The sequence below is a fragment of the Pedobacter sp. KACC 23697 genome, assembly GCF_045348445.1.
GTDB lineage: Bacteria > Bacteroidota > Bacteroidia > Sphingobacteriales > Sphingobacteriaceae > Pedobacter.
In genome coordinates this window covers 4,675,566-4,692,857 of record NZ_CP157485.1, presented here as the reverse complement: position 1 = coordinate 4,692,857, position 17,292 = coordinate 4,675,566, and the positions used below count along the sequence as shown (strand labels likewise).

At 39.2% G+C, this 17,292-nt stretch carries 13 protein-coding genes; 7 read left to right on the top strand and 6 right to left on the bottom strand.

Annotated elements, in window-relative coordinates; all coding sequences use genetic code 11:
* Window positions 1-219: 219 nt before the first annotated feature.
* Window positions 220-966, top strand: a complete 747-nt coding sequence (locus ABEG20_RS19045) for a DeoR/GlpR family DNA-binding transcription regulator (protein ID WP_406824821.1) — start codon at window positions 220-222, stop codon at window positions 964-966.
* A gap of 75 nt (window positions 967-1,041) precedes the next feature.
* On the opposite strand, the gene ABEG20_RS19040 is transcribed toward ABEG20_RS19045, so the two are convergent.
* Window positions 1,042-2,238 (bottom strand): anhydro-N-acetylmuramic acid kinase, encoded by a 1,197-nt coding sequence (locus ABEG20_RS19040; RefSeq protein WP_406824820.1) that lies wholly within the window; start codon window positions 2,236-2,238, stop codon window positions 1,042-1,044.
* A 151-nt stretch (window positions 2,239-2,389) separates the two neighbouring features.
* Here ABEG20_RS19040 and nagB point away from each other — a divergent pair, with 151 nt between their 5' ends.
* The 3 genes from nagB to ABEG20_RS19025 all read left to right on the top strand — a co-directional run bounded on the left by nagB (window position 2,390) and on the right by ABEG20_RS19025 (window position 6,860).
* Window positions 2,390-4,315: a glucosamine-6-phosphate deaminase gene (gene nagB, locus ABEG20_RS19035; protein ID WP_406824819.1), complete on the top strand. Its 1,926-nt coding sequence runs from the start codon at window positions 2,390-2,392 to the stop codon at window positions 4,313-4,315.
* Between the two features lie 328 nt (window positions 4,316-4,643).
* Entirely contained in the window at window positions 4,644-5,804 is a 1,161-nt protein-coding gene (locus tag ABEG20_RS19030; protein ID WP_406824818.1) for an acyltransferase family protein, read from the top strand.
* 36 nt (window positions 5,805-5,840) lie between these two features.
* Window positions 5,841-6,860, top strand: a complete 1,020-nt coding sequence (locus ABEG20_RS19025) for a LacI family DNA-binding transcriptional regulator (protein WP_406824817.1) — start codon at window positions 5,841-5,843, stop codon at window positions 6,858-6,860.
* A gap of 6 nt (window positions 6,861-6,866) precedes the next feature.
* Here ABEG20_RS19025 and ABEG20_RS19020 read toward each other — a convergent pair whose 3' ends face one another.
* Window positions 6,867-8,411, bottom strand: a complete 1,545-nt coding sequence (locus ABEG20_RS19020; protein ID WP_406824816.1) for a glycoside hydrolase family 10 protein — start codon at window positions 8,409-8,411, stop codon at window positions 6,867-6,869.
* A gap of 204 nt (window positions 8,412-8,615) precedes the next feature.
* On the opposite strand from ABEG20_RS19020, the gene ABEG20_RS19015 reads away from it, so the two are divergent.
* On the top strand, window positions 8,616-9,518 hold the full coding sequence (locus ABEG20_RS19015; protein ID WP_406824815.1) for a coiled-coil domain-containing protein: 903 nt from the start codon (window positions 8,616-8,618) through the stop codon (window positions 9,516-9,518).
* Window positions 9,519-9,558: 40 nt separating this feature from the next.
* On the opposite strand, the gene ABEG20_RS19010 is transcribed toward ABEG20_RS19015, so the two are convergent.
* The 4 genes from ABEG20_RS19010 to ABEG20_RS18995 form a co-directional block, all read right to left on the bottom strand.
* A complete protein-coding gene (locus ABEG20_RS19010; protein ID WP_406824814.1) occupies window positions 9,559-13,290 on the bottom strand; it encodes an ATP-binding protein in 3,732 nt (1,243 codons plus the stop codon).
* Window positions 13,291-13,379: 89 nt separating this feature from the next.
* The gene (gene fabD / locus ABEG20_RS19005) at window positions 13,380-14,261 is read right to left on the bottom strand and encodes an ACP S-malonyltransferase (RefSeq protein WP_406824813.1); all 882 of its coding nucleotides are present in this window, start codon (window positions 14,259-14,261) and stop codon (window positions 13,380-13,382) included.
* Window positions 14,262-14,342: 81 nt separating this feature from the next.
* A complete protein-coding gene (gene folE, locus ABEG20_RS19000) occupies window positions 14,343-14,978 on the bottom strand; it encodes a GTP cyclohydrolase I FolE (RefSeq protein ID WP_406824812.1) in 636 nt (211 codons plus the stop codon).
* Between the two features lie 12 nt (window positions 14,979-14,990).
* The gene (locus ABEG20_RS18995; protein ID WP_090501570.1) at window positions 14,991-15,401 is read right to left on the bottom strand and encodes a 6-carboxytetrahydropterin synthase; all 411 of its coding nucleotides are present in this window, start codon (window positions 15,399-15,401) and stop codon (window positions 14,991-14,993) included.
* A gap of 188 nt (window positions 15,402-15,589) precedes the next feature.
* Between ABEG20_RS18995 and mqnB the strand changes: the two genes are divergently transcribed.
* Entirely contained in the window at window positions 15,590-16,213 is a 624-nt protein-coding gene (gene mqnB / locus ABEG20_RS18990; protein ID WP_406824811.1) for a futalosine hydrolase, read from the top strand.
* Between the two features lie 117 nt (window positions 16,214-16,330).
* Complete coding sequence (locus tag ABEG20_RS18985) at window positions 16,331-17,179, top strand: menaquinone biosynthesis family protein (protein ID WP_406824810.1); 849 nt, start codon at window positions 16,331-16,333, stop codon at window positions 17,177-17,179.
* The last annotated feature ends 113 nt before the right edge of the window (window positions 17,180-17,292 follow it).

The following is a 17,292-nucleotide window of genomic DNA, read 5'->3' as shown; positions in this document are numbered from 1 at the left end:
GGTTAAGGAAATGATTGTTGTTAGTTAATAGTTGTTTGCCAAAACACGCACAATAACGCATTTTAATGCTAATATCATAAATGTTTTGGAATAAAAAAACATTTTAACAAACTATTTACCAGCGACTAACAACATTAAACCGCATCAACACGCAAAAACGCGCAGCTTATCGAAAATCTGAAAAACTTTTATACTTTCGTTGAAATCAAAACATCTACTATGCTGAAAAAAGAACGCCACGAATTCATCATGCGACAGATTAATCTGCACAACCGCGTGTTAACGTCGGATCTGGTGCAGTTACTTAACGTCTCGGAAGATACCATCCGAAGAGATTTACAGGAACTTGTTGATGAAAACCTGCTTTATAAGGTACATGGAGGTGCTTTATCCAAATCGTATCACAGTTCTTTTGATGACAGCACGGTATATGCGCGCGACAGTAAAATCGCCATTGGCAAAAAAGCTGTTCGGCTAATAAAGGATGGCATGGTTATTTTAACTGGTGGCGGAACTACGATTTTGGAATTTGTAAAACTGCTCCCCCAGGGCTTATCAGCAACTTTTTTTACCATTAGTCCGCTGGTGGCGGTAGAATTGGCCAAATATAACAACATTGAAGTGATTTTGATCGGCGGCTTATTTTCTAAAAATTCGCAGGTTACTTATGGTGGGCAGGTCATTACGCAGTTATCAGAAATTAAGGCCGACTTATGCCTGATGGGAACCAGCGCCATCCACCCTGAAGAAGGTTTGACAGATACCTATTGGGAAATTAACCAGCTTAAAAAAGCCATGTTGGCCTGTGCAAAAAAAACAGCAGTACTCTGTATTTCTGAAAAATTAAATATTGCTTTACGTTTAAGGGTTTGCCCGATAGAAAGTATTAGTTATTTGATTACTGAACTGGACGTGGACCATGAATCGCTTTCGCACTACCGCGAAAAGGAACTGAATATTTTATAAATTCCTATTTCATCTTTTTTGCTCTGCCGGAATTTAACTTCCGGTGCTAAACTTTCGGCTGGGCTCAGCTACAACTTATTTCGGCAAACTGATTTTACCCATACAAACCGATGGCACACCTTGCCGGTTGCCAAAATGAATCGGCTCACCACATAACGTTTCATTGGCTAAAACAGCAAATAAAACTGCTTCTTTGGCATCGGGATTAATATTGAGATCTGCGGTACTCAGGAACTTACAAGAAGGTAGTCTGGCTTGCAGAAGCTGAACTAGCAACGGATTGTGCATGCCACCACCACTCATAAATACCTGTACCCTGGCATCCTGACCAAAACAACGTTTTACCGCGCTGGCAATGGTTTCTGCAGAAAAGTGGCACAAACTGGCCATTACATCTTCTTTTTTTAGATGAACTGTTGAAGATTTTTCCTGTGCCTTTAATAAATATTCCAGGTTAAATAATTCTGGTCCTGTGGTTTTAGGAAAATCCAGTGTAAGGAAATCACAGTCAAGCAAGGCTGCCAATAGTTTGGAATTTAAATGACCGCTCAGTGCAACAGCTGCATTTTTATCATAGAATTGATTAAAATGTTGTTGCATGTACTGGTCCATCAAGGTATTACCTGGTCCAACATCCGTTGAAAAAATTTCGCTGGCTTTTTTACTGCCTGGCAAGTAGGTAAAATTGGCTATGCCGCCAATATTCAACATTACCCGGTCTTCTCCAGCCTTAGAAAACATCAGATAATCTCCATAAACGGCCAAAGGAGCGCCTTCGCCCCCTGCAGCCAAATGTTTCTGCCTAAAATCGGAAAGCGTAATAATCCCGGTCTTAGTAGCTATATGGTCGCCATCGCCAATCTGGAGTGTTCCATTAGGGTAATCGGCCAGTTGGTGCAAAGATTTTGGCGCATGAAAAATGGTTTGTCCGTGGCTGGCAATAAAATCGATTTCATCGTTTTTATATCCCCATTCTTTCAGGGCTTCGTTAATCAATTGAGCATGAATGTTTGCAATATGCTCGTTCATGACGCAAACCAATTGTAAATCAACATCCTTTTTAGAGAATACGGCTTTTATTTTGGTCCTGAAATCAACTGTATAATCGCCGGTTTTGAATTTTAAAACCCTGATATCAGTTTCGGCACCACTTTTCTTAACCGCACACAGGGCAATATCCAGTCCATCCATAGAAGTTCCGCTCATCAACCCGATAATCAACCGTTCTGACTTGCCTGCTTTGGAATATAACTCTTGGATTTGCCTGTTCATATTAATTTTATCTTAAAAAGATCAAACGTTTGTTTACCCCTTTTGGTGAATTTTATGTAAATACTTGCAATAAATGTAAATAACCTTTGTTAGAAATTGGGCATAACTCTCTATATTTACTGCTCCGTACATTAAAATCCATATAAAAAAAATGGCTAGATTAAATCTACTGGAGGAGACACGTTTCGAGAAATTACCCGTAAGCGTGTTCGAAAATCCAAAAATTGCTTCAATTAATGTGGCACATCGCATTGCCGGGCTCATTAAATCAAAACAAGCAAACAACGCACCTGCAGTACTGGGCTTAGCAACAGGTGTTACCCCAATTGCCGTTTATGCCGAACTGGTTAGACTGCACAAAGAAGAGGGCTTAAGTTTTAAAAACGTAATTACTTTTAACCTGGATGAATATTATCCAATGGCGCCAACTGCGGCACAGAGTTATGTGACGTTTATGAACGAAAACCTTTTCAATCATATCGATATTGACAAAAAAAATGTCCACATCCCTGATGGTACGCTTGCACTGGAAGATATTCCGGCCTTCTGCGTGGAATATGAAAAGAAAATCGGCGATCTTGGTGGTCTTGACATCCAGATTTTAGGGATTGGCCGTACCGGTCACATCGGGTTTAACGAGCCGGGCTCCGCACCAAATTCCGGTACCCGTTTAGTTACTTTAGATGATTTGACACGCCGTGATGCGGCACGCGATTTCGGCGGAAAAACTTTTGTGCCAACAAAGGCCATTACCATGGGCATCGGTACAATTTTCAAAGCAAGAGAAATTATATTAATGGCCTGGAGCCGTAAAAAAGCTTCCATTATTAAAAAAGCCGTTGAAGGTGAAATTTCAGGCGAGGTTCCGGCAACATACCTTCAGCTTTCTGATCATGTAGAATTTATCCTTGATGCACCCGCAGCCTCAGAACTTACCCGTTTCGATACACCATGGCTGGTTAAAGATTGCGTTTGGACAGAAGCGCTGATCCGCAAGGCAGTGATCTGGCTGGCCAATACATTAAAAAAACCGATCTTAAAATTAACAGAAGACGATTACAACAATAACGGTATGGCGCAACTGGCTACTGAAAAAGGACCGGTTTACAATATCAACATCCATATCTTTAATAAATTACAACATACCATAACTGGCTGGCCTGGCGGCAAACCCAATGCTGACGATTCTCAACGTCCGGAAAGAGCCGAACCAGCTCAAAAAAATGTGATTATCTTCTCTCCACATCCGGATGATGATGTGATTTCTATGGGCGGTACTTTCCTTCGGTTGGTTGATCAGGGACACAATGTACATGTCGCTTATCAAACCTCAGGCAATACTGCGGTGTGGGATGACGATGCCCTTCGTTTTGTAGAATTTAATGTAGATTTTACAGAGAAAATGGGGATGGATAATACTCACCTGAAGGATCTTTACGACAAGATGAGAGCCTTTATCGAGCAGAAAAAACCAAACCAGGTCGATACACCTGAGATCCAAACGGTTAAAGGGCTTATCAGAAAAGGCGAAGCGATTGCCGGTGCAAGATATTGCGGTTTAGCAGATGATCATATCCATTTCCAGGCACTTCCATTCTACGAAAGCGGCAAGGTTCAGAAAAATCCGGTAACTGATGCAGATATCGAACTTACAATAGCCCTGTTACAGCAAGTAAAACCTCAACAGGTTTATGCTGCCGGCGATTTTGAAGATCCTCATGGAACGCATATTGTTTGTTTTAAAATTATTTTAGAAGCGTTAAAACGCTTACGTAAAACTGAAGCCTGGGCACAAGATTGTTGGTTATGGATGTACAGAGGCGCATGGCACGAATTTGAAACCTATGAAATTGAAATGGCGGTGCCAATTTCTCCACAAGAACTGGAACGCAAGAGAAACGCCATCTTTAAACACCAGAGCCAGAAAGACAGGGCGGTTTTCCCGGGTGATGACTCCAGGGAATTCTGGCAGCGGGCTGAAGACCGTAACCGTGATACGGCGAAAGCTTATGATGAGCTTGGGCTTGCAGAATACGAAGCGATGGAAGCTTTTGTTCGCTGGAAGTTTGAAGACTAACTAAAAATATAACCGAATCCTGCTTTGTTAGCGCAAAGCAGGATTTTTTTTGGCCAACCTGCGAAGTCTTAAAGGCCGGTTTTTCCATAGATTTCCGTAGTTTCCGTGTTGCTGAGCTTCCGTGGCAAAAAATAAATATCTCCCCAAAACTGTCATGCTAAGCGCAGCGAAGCATCTTTAAAGAAGAACAATAAAGATTATGTCTACTAAAAATTCTTCACCTTATTCAAGGATGACAAATCATTTTTCCCAAACTTCGTAAGCAGGTAATTTCTCATTCTAAGAACAATAGCTTAAATTAGTTTGCTAAACCCAAACCCAGCTAATCATGACCGAACCTAAACAACGCTTGCTATCTCTCGATTTTTTTAGAGGATTAACCGTTGCGGCGATGATATTAGTGAATAATCCGGGCAGTTGGGGGCATATTTATGCGCCTTTGGAGCACGCAGAATGGAACGGCTGCACACCTACCGACTTAATTTTCCCGTTCTTTTTATGGATTGTTGGCGTTTCTATAGCTTTTGCAATGAGTAGCAGTAAAGCAGATCCCGCTACACATCAAAAAACAATCATTAAAGCTATTAAACGTGGTATTATACTTTATTTACTCGGTTTCTTTCTGGCTATTTTCGGGAAAATGATTAGTGCATTAACAACCGGTAGTACCATTATTGAAGCTTTTCAGACTGTTAGATTACTAGGTGTTTTGCAAAGAATTGGCATTGTTTTCATCATTAGCAGCATCATTTTCATTAAGTTTTCAACCAAAACCATATTTAAGACATTAATTGTGATACTCGCCGTTTACTGGGCGCTTATGACCTTTGTGCCAGTTCCCGGAGTTGGGTATCCCAATATGGAAAAAGAAACCAATTTAGCAGCCTGGATTGATCGTGGAATTTTAACAGAAGCCCATACCTGGGCGTCATCAAAAACCTGGGACCCTGAAGGAGTTTTAAGCACTTTACCGGCAATAGGCACCTGCTTATTCGGTATTCTGGTTGGCATTTGGATGCGCAGAAAAGACGTAGACCAGCCCACCAAGGTAGCCTGGTTATTTACCACAGGCATTACAGCAGTTATTTTGGGCCTGTTGTGGGACTTGCAGTTCCCGATTAATAAATCGCTATGGACCAGCTCTTATGTGTTATATGCAGGTGGCCTGGCATCCATCGGATTGGCACTCTGCTACTGGATTATTGATGTACAGGGCTACAAAAAATTTACAACTCCTTTTGTGGTATATGGCGTAAATGCCATTACAGTTTTCTTTCTGGCGGGATTAATGCCAAGGGTCTTAAACCTCATTCAGATTACCAAAGCAGATAGCACCAAAACAGGACTCCTGGTTCGTTTTTACGAAACCTGTTATACGCCATTTTTTAGCCCAATAAATGCATCACTGGTTTGGGCCATCACCTATGTACTTGGTTTTTATGTATTATTATATTTTATGTACAAAAAAAACATTATTATTAAGGTTTAGTAAAAAAATGCTATACTTGATTCCCTCTCTTCACAATTGAAAAAGAAAACTACCATATATGATATAGCCAAGGCGCTCAACATTACAGTATCAACTGTTTCCAGGGCACTTAGCGGCTTTCCGGCAATAAGCGACACCACCAGAAAGGCTGTTGTTGAAATGGCGAAGAAATTAAACTATAGCCCAAATAAACTCGCATCAGCATTAAAATCTGGCAAAACCCATATCATTGGTGTAATTGTGCCAAGCGTACAGGCACATTTTTTTGCATCTATTATCCACTGTATAGAAGATGGCCTGAAAGATAGTGGTTACCGCGTGATTATTTATCAATCCAATGAATCAGTTGAAAATGAAATTAATGGTGTAAGAACCTTGTTAGAAGCACAGGTTGATGGGATTATGGCTTCAATGTCTTTAGAAACAGAAGATATTTCGCATTTTTCTGAAATTATTAAGCAAAATAAGCCCCTGATCTTATTTGACCGTGTAAATACAGATTTAAAAGTCCCGACCATTACACTTGATGACTTTAAGGCCGGTTATATTGCTACAAAACACTTAATCGATCAGGGTTACCAAAAAATTGCATTTGTAACCACTGTTCACCAGATTAAAATATTTAACGATCGGTTAGAAGGATACAAAGCGGCTTTAGCAGATCATGGCTTTCCGGTAATAGAGGATCATATTATTTTTGGTGGCTTATCCATTAAAGATGGCCGATTTGGTGCAGGCAAATTAATGCGCAGCAGCAATAAACCGGATGCAATTATTGCCGGTGATGATTTTACCGCATTAGGCGTAATTAAAAAGTTAAAAGAGATCAACGAAACACCACCTGAAATAGGTGTAATCGGTTTTGCGAATGAGGCCTTCTCTGCTTACATTACGCCTAACCTATCTACAATTGATCAACACGCCTCACAAATGGGACAAGAGTGCGCCAAAATGTTCTTGAAAATGATTAATCAGGAAAGCCCATATGCCAACATGGAACATATTGTGCTTGATCCGGGTGTTGTAGAAAGAGAATCGACCAATAAAAAAAGTTAAAACCTTTTATTCCTTTGCTAAAGGAACTTCAACACCAACAGGTCCACTGGGCTCGCTTTCATTTTTTAACCGATCTAATGCCGTTACCAGATAGCTGTATCGTTTTCCACTTTCCACACTGGTATCAATGAACGAGAGATAATCTTCAAAGCTTATTTTCACAATGTTTTTAGGATCAAGTATCGAAATTTTGTCTCCTTCATTAAATCTGTAAATGACAAATCCCGAAGCGGTTTCTCCATCTTTAGCTTTTAAAGGAAGCTGCCATTTTAAATGTACACCATCTTTTAATGCATCAGCTGTTAATGCCTGAGGCTCGTTTGGCGGCACTTCATCCAGCCAGGGCATCTGCGGTGGCAAAGCAGGGTATTTATAAAGATCGTTTTTTAGCGAATCGCCAACCGCTTTAGCAACCGTACTTAATGATTTGGAACTAAAAAATACACTCCCCTGAATCCGGTTATTATCCCTGAGGTATCTAATCTGCCTGGGTATCTCGCTCAGGTTTTTCCAGGCGGCTTCAGCCCTTGAATTGACCAGGTAAGCACCTTGCCCAATGTAAACATGTCTGCCAAAATTATTATTGCTCCACCAATCAACCAAAACACCGTATGGCGCTACTCTTCTGGTAAACGTAAAATATATTTGAGGATTGATATAATCTACCCAGCCTTCTCTAACCCATTTACGGCTATCGGCAAAAAGTTCTGCATAATTAGATAGCCCACTGGTTGCAGAACCTTCCGGATCTTCATTTTTATTTTTCCAGATACCAAAAGGACTGATACCAAATTTAACCCATTTTTTATAGTGGTGGATGCTGTCGTCAAGCTGTTTGATGAGCAGATCAACATTATTGCGCCTCCAGTCCCTGATGTCTGAAAAATTATTAGGGTATTTGCTAAAAGTATTACTGTCATTAATGGTTTGCCCTTCTAATTTATAAGGATAAAAATAATCGTCGAAGTGGATCCCGTCAACATCATAGCCTTTGACTACATCTAAAATTACCTGAACAATATATTCCCTCACCTCCGGAATGCCCGGATCAAACTGCTTTTTACCACCATAAGTAAAAAACCAATCAGGGTGTTTACGATAAGCATGGTTTTCGCTTAATACGGCCGAGCTGCTCATACTGGCTCTATAAGGATTAAACCAGGCATGCAGTTCCATTCCCCTGAAATGGGCCTCTTTTATGGCAAAGGCCAGCGGATCATAACCGGGTGCTGGTGCCAAACCCTGCCTGCCCATTAACCATTGGCTCCAGGGCTCCCTGGATTTTGCATAAAATGCATCAGCTGCAGGCCTAACCTGCAAAATAATGGCATTCATCCCCTGGCTTTTGTGCCGTTCTAAAATACCAATCAGCTCCTGCTTTTGCTGATCAATGCTTAAACCCGGCCTCGATGGCCAGTCTATATTGGTAACGGTAGCTACCCAAACACCTCTAAACTCCCTTTTTGGTGCAATTTTTGATAAAGGTTGTGCATTTAATATATTAGGTATTACAGTTAGCAATAAAAGTGCGTATAGGAAGTTTTTAAGCATTATTTCTTGTCTTATTTTTTATTCAGGTTGTGTGCTTGTGTAGATTTGAATACAAATCGAACATCAGCAAGTAAACGATTTTTTTTAAAAACTCTTATAAGTTTCTTAAAAATTTTAATTTACGCCCTGCTAAATTAATTGTGTACCCCATTTACCTATGGAAAACAAAAGTATATTAATTTATAGAAGATACAGTGTTATTAAATGGAACCACAAAAGATTAATAAGGGTGATAGAAACAAAATTTACTTCCTGGTCATCGTTATTGCCGCATTAATTGGCACAAATGCCTATTTGTTTTTTAAAGATCGAAAGCAAAGTGATAGATTTGTTACCGTTAGTGCGGAGAAGGATAAGCTAAGGCTTGAAGTAGAAAAAATTGAGGTTGAACTGGATAAGGTTAATGCACTAAACCTGGATTTAAATGATAAACTTGCTGAAGAACAGCGGGTTGCCCGGACAAAAATCGAAGAGCTAAAAAAGGCTTTAGAAAAAAACCAGATTACACAGGCTGAAATCGATAAGGCTAATGCTAAGATCAATGAACTGAAAACATTTGTAAAAAATTACAATGATCAGATTATTCAACTGCAGAAAGACAATATTTTTCTAAAAAATAGCCGCGATAGTTTACAAAATACACTTAGAAATATAAGTAATAAGGCCTCCAATCTGGAGAGTGAAAATTCCAATTTAAATGCGAAAGTTAAAACGGCTGCAGCACTAAAGTTACAATCGGCCGAAATTATTGCTTTCAGAACAAAATCTAGCGGTAAAAAAATTGAAGTTACCAAATCATCTACTGCCGAAAAGTTAAGCGTACGTTTTAACATTGTACCCAATCAGTTAGCAGAAAAAGGTCATCATAACATTTACCTCCGGGTATTCGATCCGGCGGGAAACCTGCTTGCTAATGAGGGAAACCATTTTGAGGCTGACGGGCAGGATATGCAGTTTAGCCATTCTATTTTTATTAATTACAATAACGATGACAGTACCTATGTTATCGACTGGGCAAACCCTAAGCCATTTATTAAGGGCATATATACTGTAATTTTATATGCGGATGGTAGTACCTTGGGCAAGGCACAGGTGGAGTTGAGATAATACCCGCCATCTGATCAATCCGTATAACCCTTATTTTAATCTAAGCCAGAGGAAAGTCCAGATAGAATGTTGTTCCCAAACCGCTTATTGAGGTAAACTTAACTGACCCCCCGGCATTTTCTACAGCCTGTTTAACAAAAGCCAGACCTAAACCTGTACCTGATGTTTTGGTAGTAAAATTGGGCACGAATATTTTATCCTGAAGGGCAGGCGGTATACCTTTACCATTATCTTTTATTTCTATATAGGCATTTTTCACATCTGCATAAACAATAATGGTAATACAGCACAACGATTCCTCATCTATAGCTTCTATGGCATTTTTAAGCAGGTTATTAAATGTCCTTAACAGCTGATCATGGTCTGCCAGGATGGTGATATCTTTCCCGCTCTTGTCCAGTATATCAATGGTCACATTTTCGGTACTTTTAAATACCTCTCTTGCCTGTTCGATAATTGGAAGTAAAGAAAGTCGTTCCAGGTTGGTATCAGGCATTTTAGCGAAATTAGAAAACTCAGAAGCAATTTTCGAAAGGCTATCAATCTGTTCTATAAATGATTTGCTGAACTTGTTAAACTTGAGCTCGAAATTGGGATCTTTCTCTTTCCATGATTTTTCTAATAACTGAACGCCTAACTTTAAAGGGGTTAGCGGATTCTTGATTTCGTGCGCCACTTGTTTTGCCATTTCGCGCCATGCACTCTCCCGTTCAGACCTGGCCAGTTTTATTGCACTATCTTCCAGGGCCGAAATCATGTGGTTATATTCCCTGATTAAAGAACCGATCTCATCATGTCTGCGCCATACAATAGGTTCATTCTTTTGCCCTATTTTAGTTTTACTGATACTTTCCTGAATAAAAGTTAAAGGGTTGGTAATCTGGTTGGCCAAAAATACAGCTAATACCCCAACAGCCACAAATACCAGTGCGTAAAGATTGATCAGGTTACTTACAAAAAGTGCAAGTTTATCGCTATACTCCTCCTCGTTAGAATAGTTAGGCAAACCAATATAGGCAATCGTTTTGTTCTGGGCATTTCTGATGGGAGCATAAGCAGCTGCATAAATTAAACTCCCAATGTTCTCTTTAAGGTTAATATATTCTGAGCGGTGCAAACCATCTAATGAGAAGAAAGCTTTAGGACCCATTTTTTTGCCTATAATTTTATAATTATAAAGCTTGGGATAGGTCGTCATGACCAGGTTGCCGCTCAGGTCGTATAAATTTAAGTCAGCGTTATTGATATCGGCAAAATTGTTAAAATCTGCTACCGCATTCTCATCGTTTTCAATAATGCCATCCCTGAAAACCTGCTTTTCAAAATTCTGCTGTACTTTCCTGATTTTATCTTTTAATATCGCATCTTGCTGCCCGCGGTACTCATAGTTCATATAATAATATGTTCCCCAACCTACAATAACCAGTGTAGCTACCACCACCAATACAATAGATACCTGTATCCTCGTTTTATACAAAATCTTATTGGCATTGATCATTAAAGACCTGTTGATACTAAACCAGCCTACCTTGTCATCATCAAGGTTTTTGATCAACCATATCAACCCGTATAGCAATAGGGAGAAAATGATAAATATCAGAAAGAAAAAAGATAGCGCAGCCAGGCGTTCTACATAACCCACTTTTTCTTTGCTAATGACAACCATTTTGCTGTTAGTGGGTTTGTAAATTAAATGGCTGTAATGAAGTTCATCATCATTACTGGTTATAAAATCATCTTTTTTACCCTTAAACATACTTCCATCTAAAGGATAAGTATAATTTCCAGATTGATTAAGCAGTTTATTGTTGCTGTATAAAGCGATGGAATACCCCTTAAAATCTTCGTCTTTGATCAATTTCTGATCACCCAGAAGGTCAGGTAGCCGATTGTTATAATTATATGGCTTAGACCGGAGTTCGAGAACCAAGGTACCGAGTAAACTGCCATTACCCACTACCGAAATGATCCCAAAGTAATCCTGATAACCGAATGTATTGTTTACCTGATAAAAAAAGTTAGATCCATCTATTTTTACGGAGCCAGCTTCTACCAGATTTTTATATTTACTAATTGGCGGCGTATCAGCATTTTCTATCGCAATGCCCATTTTATCATAGGGATAAATCTGATAATCATATCGGCTTAAATATCCATCCACATAATCTTTGATATGATTTTTAAGTACTGCATAACTACCTTTCCGGTTTTGACTAAAATAGCTGGTGAGGAATCTATCTTTAACAATTTCATCACCCAAAGCACCTAAAGCAACAATCGCATTCGGATCTTCTGATGATTGCACTTTTCTGGCCAAAGGCTCGCGCAAACTTCTTTCTTTAATATCTTTATACTTGGTGTACTTAATAGAAGTATTAAAAGCCAAACAGAAAAATACGATGGCAAACATGCCGATTGAAAAATTCTTCTCTTTTAAATAAACAGCCCTTCCTACTATAAATAATACCAGTGCAAAAACGATAAAAAAAGCATTAAACCCGACCATTAACTTGTAAACAAAAACACCTGCGAAGCCGATTAAGAAAATAATTACCCGCTCTTTATTGCTTACATTTAGTTGACTGCTTACGGTAGCAGAGATCGTGGTTATCAGGTATATCTGGAACCAGGCCAAACATAAAATCACAATCCCCACCCAACTGGTTCCGCTAAGCTTAATGATATTAATAATATCGAAATTAATTTTTGAGTTAAAGATCAATCCAAAGAAGATATCATCTGTATCCCAAACTATGCGGCCTATCAACACCAATAAGACAGCCTGAATAACCATACCGATTATTTTACTCCGCTTAATCCATTCAGGAAATTTATATTGTTCCTTGTGGTTATACATAAACAGGAGTAACCAGGTAAGTGCGATTACATTTAGCAGAAAATCGCCTAAAGAAGGCATCAGGAAATTATCTGCATATATCCTCGGATCAAACAGATCTAAAATGAACCTGTGATTAAACCAACCATAATACAGATCGGTTAACCGAAACGTTAAAAAGAAAAACAACAGCAAAAAAGTACCCCAGGCAATGTGTCCGCGCCTGGCAATAAACGAACTTAAGGAATTAAAAAACATGCATATGCACAACATGCCAGCCACAAACAGCCATAATTGCGTCCCCGAATAATGGGTTTCTGCATAACCAGGTTTTACTTTTAGCCCGAATAAAAACTTATTTTCGAGGTTTTTTATTACATAAACGTCCTTATCTGTAAAAGAGGCAAAGGTTAATATTTTTGTTTTGGATAAAATAGGGTCAATATCATTCTTAAAGTACTTTGTTTCTTTAAAAGGATATTGAGATTGAATGGAGATCAGGAAAACAAGACTGAAATTACCCTGCGTACTTTTAATTACCTCGTACCAGCCGTTATAAAAGAACAGTACCGAACTACCTTCTTTTATGGTAGTCGGATCTATTTCAGAAACCTTATAAGTGCTCCAAAACTTAAGCTGATTATTTTGAAAGGTTAACAGGTTTATCCCATTGCTCTCGCGATAGGCGGTAATAAAATCGATGGCATCTTTAGGATTTAGATGAAACTGCTTGGCTTTGGCCACTTCCTTCTTATTGGCCAAAAATGTTTGAACGGCTTTTTCTTTCAGCAAAAGGTTCTGTTGGATTTCTGCTGCATCGTGTTCTAACAGTTCACTTTTGGTGGTAAACCTGCTCAACGAAATAGAAGTTGCAATAAGGCAGCAGCCCAAAACAAGCAATAGAAATCTTATTTTTATACCAAAGCTCATTTTCATCTACGGATAAAGATATTAAATATTGATAAAAAACAACGCCATAAACTTTGCGTTTATGGCGTTGGCACTAAATATTCTATTTAAATAAATTACGCTATAGCTGCACTACCTGTCTGTACCTCACGACTCACTTTTTTAACCAATCCCTGTAACACATTGCCCGGACCAACCTCTACAAATTCAGTTGCACCATCTGCAAGCATATTACCTACTGTCTGTGTCCAACGCACAGCACCGGTTAATTGTTTAATTAAATTGGCTTTTATTTCAGCCGGATCTGTATATGGCTTAGCATCAACATTTTGATAAACAGGACAAATTGGCGATGCAATATTGGTCGCTTCAATGGCTGCCTGCAATTCGATTTTTGCCGGTTCCATTAAAGGGGAGTGAAATGCACCGCCCACGTTTAATTTTAATGCTCTTTTTGCTCCAGCTTCAGTTAATTTGGCACAAGCCAGATCAATACCTTCTATACTTCCCGAAATAACCAGTTGCCCCGGGCAGTTGTAGTTTGCAGGTACCACTATGGCATCAATTTCTGAACAGATTTTTTCAACAACATCATCAGCCAGGCCTAAAATAGCCGCCATGGTTGATGGTTGTGCCTCACATGCCTTTTGCATGGCATTTGCCCGGGCAATAACCAGCTTTAAACCATCTTCAAAACTTAATGCGTTTGCTGCTACTAAAGCCGAAAACTCTCCTAAAGAGTGTCCCGCAACCATATCTGGTTTAAAATCATCTCCCAAAACCTTCGCTAATATAACCGAATGCAAAAAAATTGCCGGTTGGGTTACATTGGTTTGTTTCAGTTCTTCATCTGTTCCGCTAAACATAATATCGCTAATGCGGAAACCGATAATTTCATTGGCTTGTTCAAATAATGCTGCAGCTTTTGGGTTTTCGTAAAGATCCTTACCCATGCCTACAAACTGCGCTCCCTGTCCGGGAAAAATATATGCTTTCATTATAATTAGTTTAGCGTATCCGGTCTGGCGGTTAGCGTTTCATATCCTACCACTTACCTCAATACTTTCTACTTGATACTATTAATCCAAACTCGCGGTAATCAACCTTAAAAACTCCGCTCTTGTTTTATCATTACTTAAAAAAGTTCCTGTGAAGGCTGATGTTGTGGTTACCGAATTTTGTTTCTGCACACCTCGCATAGACATGCACAAGTGCCTGCACTCCATTACTACTGCAACGCCCATGGGGCTCAGGGTATTTTGGATACAATCCCTGATTTCGTTTGTTAAACGCTCCTGTACCTGTAAACGACGGGCAAAAGCATCAACTACACGCGGAATTTTACTTAAACCCACAATATGCCCGTTTGGAATATAGGCTATATGAGCTTTACCAAAAAATGGCAGCATGTGGTGCTCGCACATCGAATATACTTCAATATCTTTAACCACCACCATTTGGCTGTAATCTTCTTCAAACATGGCCGACTTAAGGATTTCATCAGGTTTTAAGTCGTAGCCATGTGTTAAATACTGCAATGCTTTAGCCACACGTTCTGGTGTTTTTAATAAACCTTCTCGCGCTGGATTTTCACCTAATTGACCAAGAATATCTTTATAATGTGCCGCTACAGCTTCAATTTTATCTTCGTTGTAACGATCTATTTTTACGTAACCGTCTCTTGATTCGTCTTTTAATACGTCTTTATCGCTCATTAATTTAGAATTTTAACCAAAGTATTCAACAAAATTATTTTCGGTTTCGTATATTTTTACACAGTGTAAAATTGCACCGCTCTCTGCAATCGGAGCCCAAAGTTGTTTCCAGATTTCGATGGCCAGGTTTTCGGTAGAAGCCAGTTTGCCTTTCATAAAATCTACATCAAGATTTAAATTTTTATGATCAACCTTATCCACCACATAGTCATTCATGACGTCTTTAAGCCATTTCAGATCAACCAGAAAACCTGTTTCCGGATTTACTTCGCCCTTAACGGTAACATATAACCAATAGTTATGGCCATGCCAGTTGGGGTTGGCACATTTACCATAAACTTCATTGTTTTTATCATCATCCCAATCGGTACGCGCCAGTTTGTGCGCCGCATTAAACGATGCTTTTCTCGTTATGTAAATCATTACTATAAAATAAAATGCAAATATACGGATAAAATGGATGATGGAAGAGGGATAATGGATGATGTAAATGCCCAATCCATATTCCATTTTACATCAGGTTGCTTCATGCTTTCTCATAGCTTATATTCATCCTGCTTTACTCATTCATATGCTATCCTACATTACGCCTATTTTCTTAACTTTACTTAATGAAAATATTAGTTGTTGCGGCTACAAAAGCCGAACTTACCTTCTTTTATCAGCACTTTAATTTACCTGACAGCGATTTTGTGGAAAGTAAAAATTTCGACCTACTGATTACCGGGGTTGGAATGGTAGCAACAGCCTTTGCCCTGGGCAAACATCTTTCATCTAAATACAGTCTTGTGGTAAATTTCGGCATCGCCGGATGCTTTGATCGGAATATGGCCCTGGGTACGGTATTAAATATTACTGAAGATACTTTTGCCGAATTGGGTGCCGAAAACGGAGATGAATTTTTAACCATAAGAGATTTAGGTTTTGGCGAAAACCATTATACCTCGCAAACAAACAAAAGTATTAACCTCCCCAAAGCAAAAGGCATAACGGTGAACTGTGTAACTGGAAGCGAGAAAAGCATCAAAAATTTAATCAGCAGGTTAAATCCAACCACCGAAAGCATGGAAGGCGCTGCTGTTTTTTATGCCTGCAAACAGCTAAACATAGCTAGTTTACAGATCAGAAGTATCTCTAATTATGTAGAACCGAGGAATAAGGACAATTGGAAAATTGGACTGGCCATTAAAAACTTAAACGATTGGGCCATTGCCTTTATTGGAGAAATGAACTGATTATGACCAATTAATTTGCGGCAGTACTTAATTTTGATTTATGAACCCGGCACAATTAAAATAATTATTTTAATTATCAAAGGCTCCATCTAACAACTGAAAACAAAAAATAAATAGATGAAACTTACCCTAGGATTTTCTCCCTGCCCTAACGATACCTTTATTTTCGACGCACTTATTCACCATAAAATTGATACGGAAGGATTAACATTTGAGGTTTCATATGATGATGTTGAGACCTTAAACCAAAAGGCACTTAGGGGTGAATTAGACATTACCAAGTTAAGTTTTCACGCATTTGCCTACGTAGCCGATCAATATGCATTATTGGATGCAGGCAGTGCCCTGGGCTTTGGTGTGGGCCCGTTATTGATCAGCAAAAATCATTTTGAAGGTCCGGATGACCATCAACTCCAAGCCCCCAACGCTAATCTGAAAATTGGGATACCCGGAAAATACACTACTGCGAATTTTTTATTGGGAATCGCTTATCCGCACTTACTAAACAAACAAGAACTGGTTTTTTCGGAAATTGAAACGGCCCTACTTAATGAGGAGATTGATTTAGGCCTGATCATTCATGAAAACAGGTTTACCTATCAGGATAAAGGTTTAACCAAAATTATTGATTTAGGCGATTATTGGGAAAAACTCACCGGATGTGCCATTCCATTAGGGGGAATCGTAATTAACCGTAATTTAGATCGGGAGGTGCAGTTAAAGGTGAACCGATTAATCCGCCAATCTGTTGAATTTGCTTTTGCCCATCCAAAATCGGGGATTGATTTTATCCGCCAGCATGCGCAGGCCATGGAAGAAAGCGTAATGTACAAACACATCGAATTATATGTAAATAAATATAGCCTCAACCTTGGCGAAGAAGGCCGTAAAGCCGTTGATACTTTATTTAAACTTGCCCGGGAGCGCGGAATTATTCCGGCTATCCAGGAGAACCTGTATATTTAATTCGCCCCGTCTTCTCCGTAGCGGAGTTCCGAATCGTATGGACATCTTTTAAAGCAAAGACTTAAATATTGATTTTGGCGCATAAAACATTCAACTTTATAACAGTGCAACTT

Bases quoted from the DNA above. Each gene is read 5' to 3' on its own strand.
- ABEG20_RS19045 (WP_406824821.1), top strand. From the start codon at position 220: ATGCTGAAAAAAGAACGCCACGAATTCATCATGCGACAGATTAATCTG.
- ABEG20_RS19040 (WP_406824820.1), bottom strand. From the start codon at position 2,238: ATGAACAGGCAAATCCAAGAGTTATATTCCAAAGCAGGCAAGTCAGAA.
- nagB (WP_406824819.1), top strand. From the start codon at position 2,390: ATGGCTAGATTAAATCTACTGGAGGAGACACGTTTCGAGAAATTACCC.
- ABEG20_RS19030 (WP_406824818.1), top strand. From the start codon at position 4,644: ATGACCGAACCTAAACAACGCTTGCTATCTCTCGATTTTTTTAGAGGA.
- ABEG20_RS19020 (WP_406824816.1), bottom strand. From the start codon at position 8,411: ATGCTTAAAAACTTCCTATACGCACTTTTATTGCTAACTGTAATACCT.
- ABEG20_RS19015 (WP_406824815.1), top strand. From the start codon at position 8,616: ATGGAACCACAAAAGATTAATAAGGGTGATAGAAACAAAATTTACTTC.
- ABEG20_RS19010 (WP_406824814.1), bottom strand. From the start codon at position 13,290: ATGAAAATGAGCTTTGGTATAAAAATAAGATTTCTATTGCTTGTTTTG.
- fabD (WP_406824813.1), bottom strand. From the start codon at position 14,261: ATGAAAGCATATATTTTTCCCGGACAGGGAGCGCAGTTTGTAGGCATG.
- folE (WP_406824812.1), bottom strand. From the start codon at position 14,978: ATGAGCGATAAAGACGTATTAAAAGACGAATCAAGAGACGGTTACGTA.
- ABEG20_RS18995 (WP_090501570.1), bottom strand. From the start codon at position 15,401: ATGATTTACATAACGAGAAAAGCATCGTTTAATGCGGCGCACAAACTG.
- mqnB (WP_406824811.1), top strand. From the start codon at position 15,590: ATGAAAATATTAGTTGTTGCGGCTACAAAAGCCGAACTTACCTTCTTT.
- ABEG20_RS18985 (WP_406824810.1), top strand. From the start codon at position 16,331: ATGAAACTTACCCTAGGATTTTCTCCCTGCCCTAACGATACCTTTATT.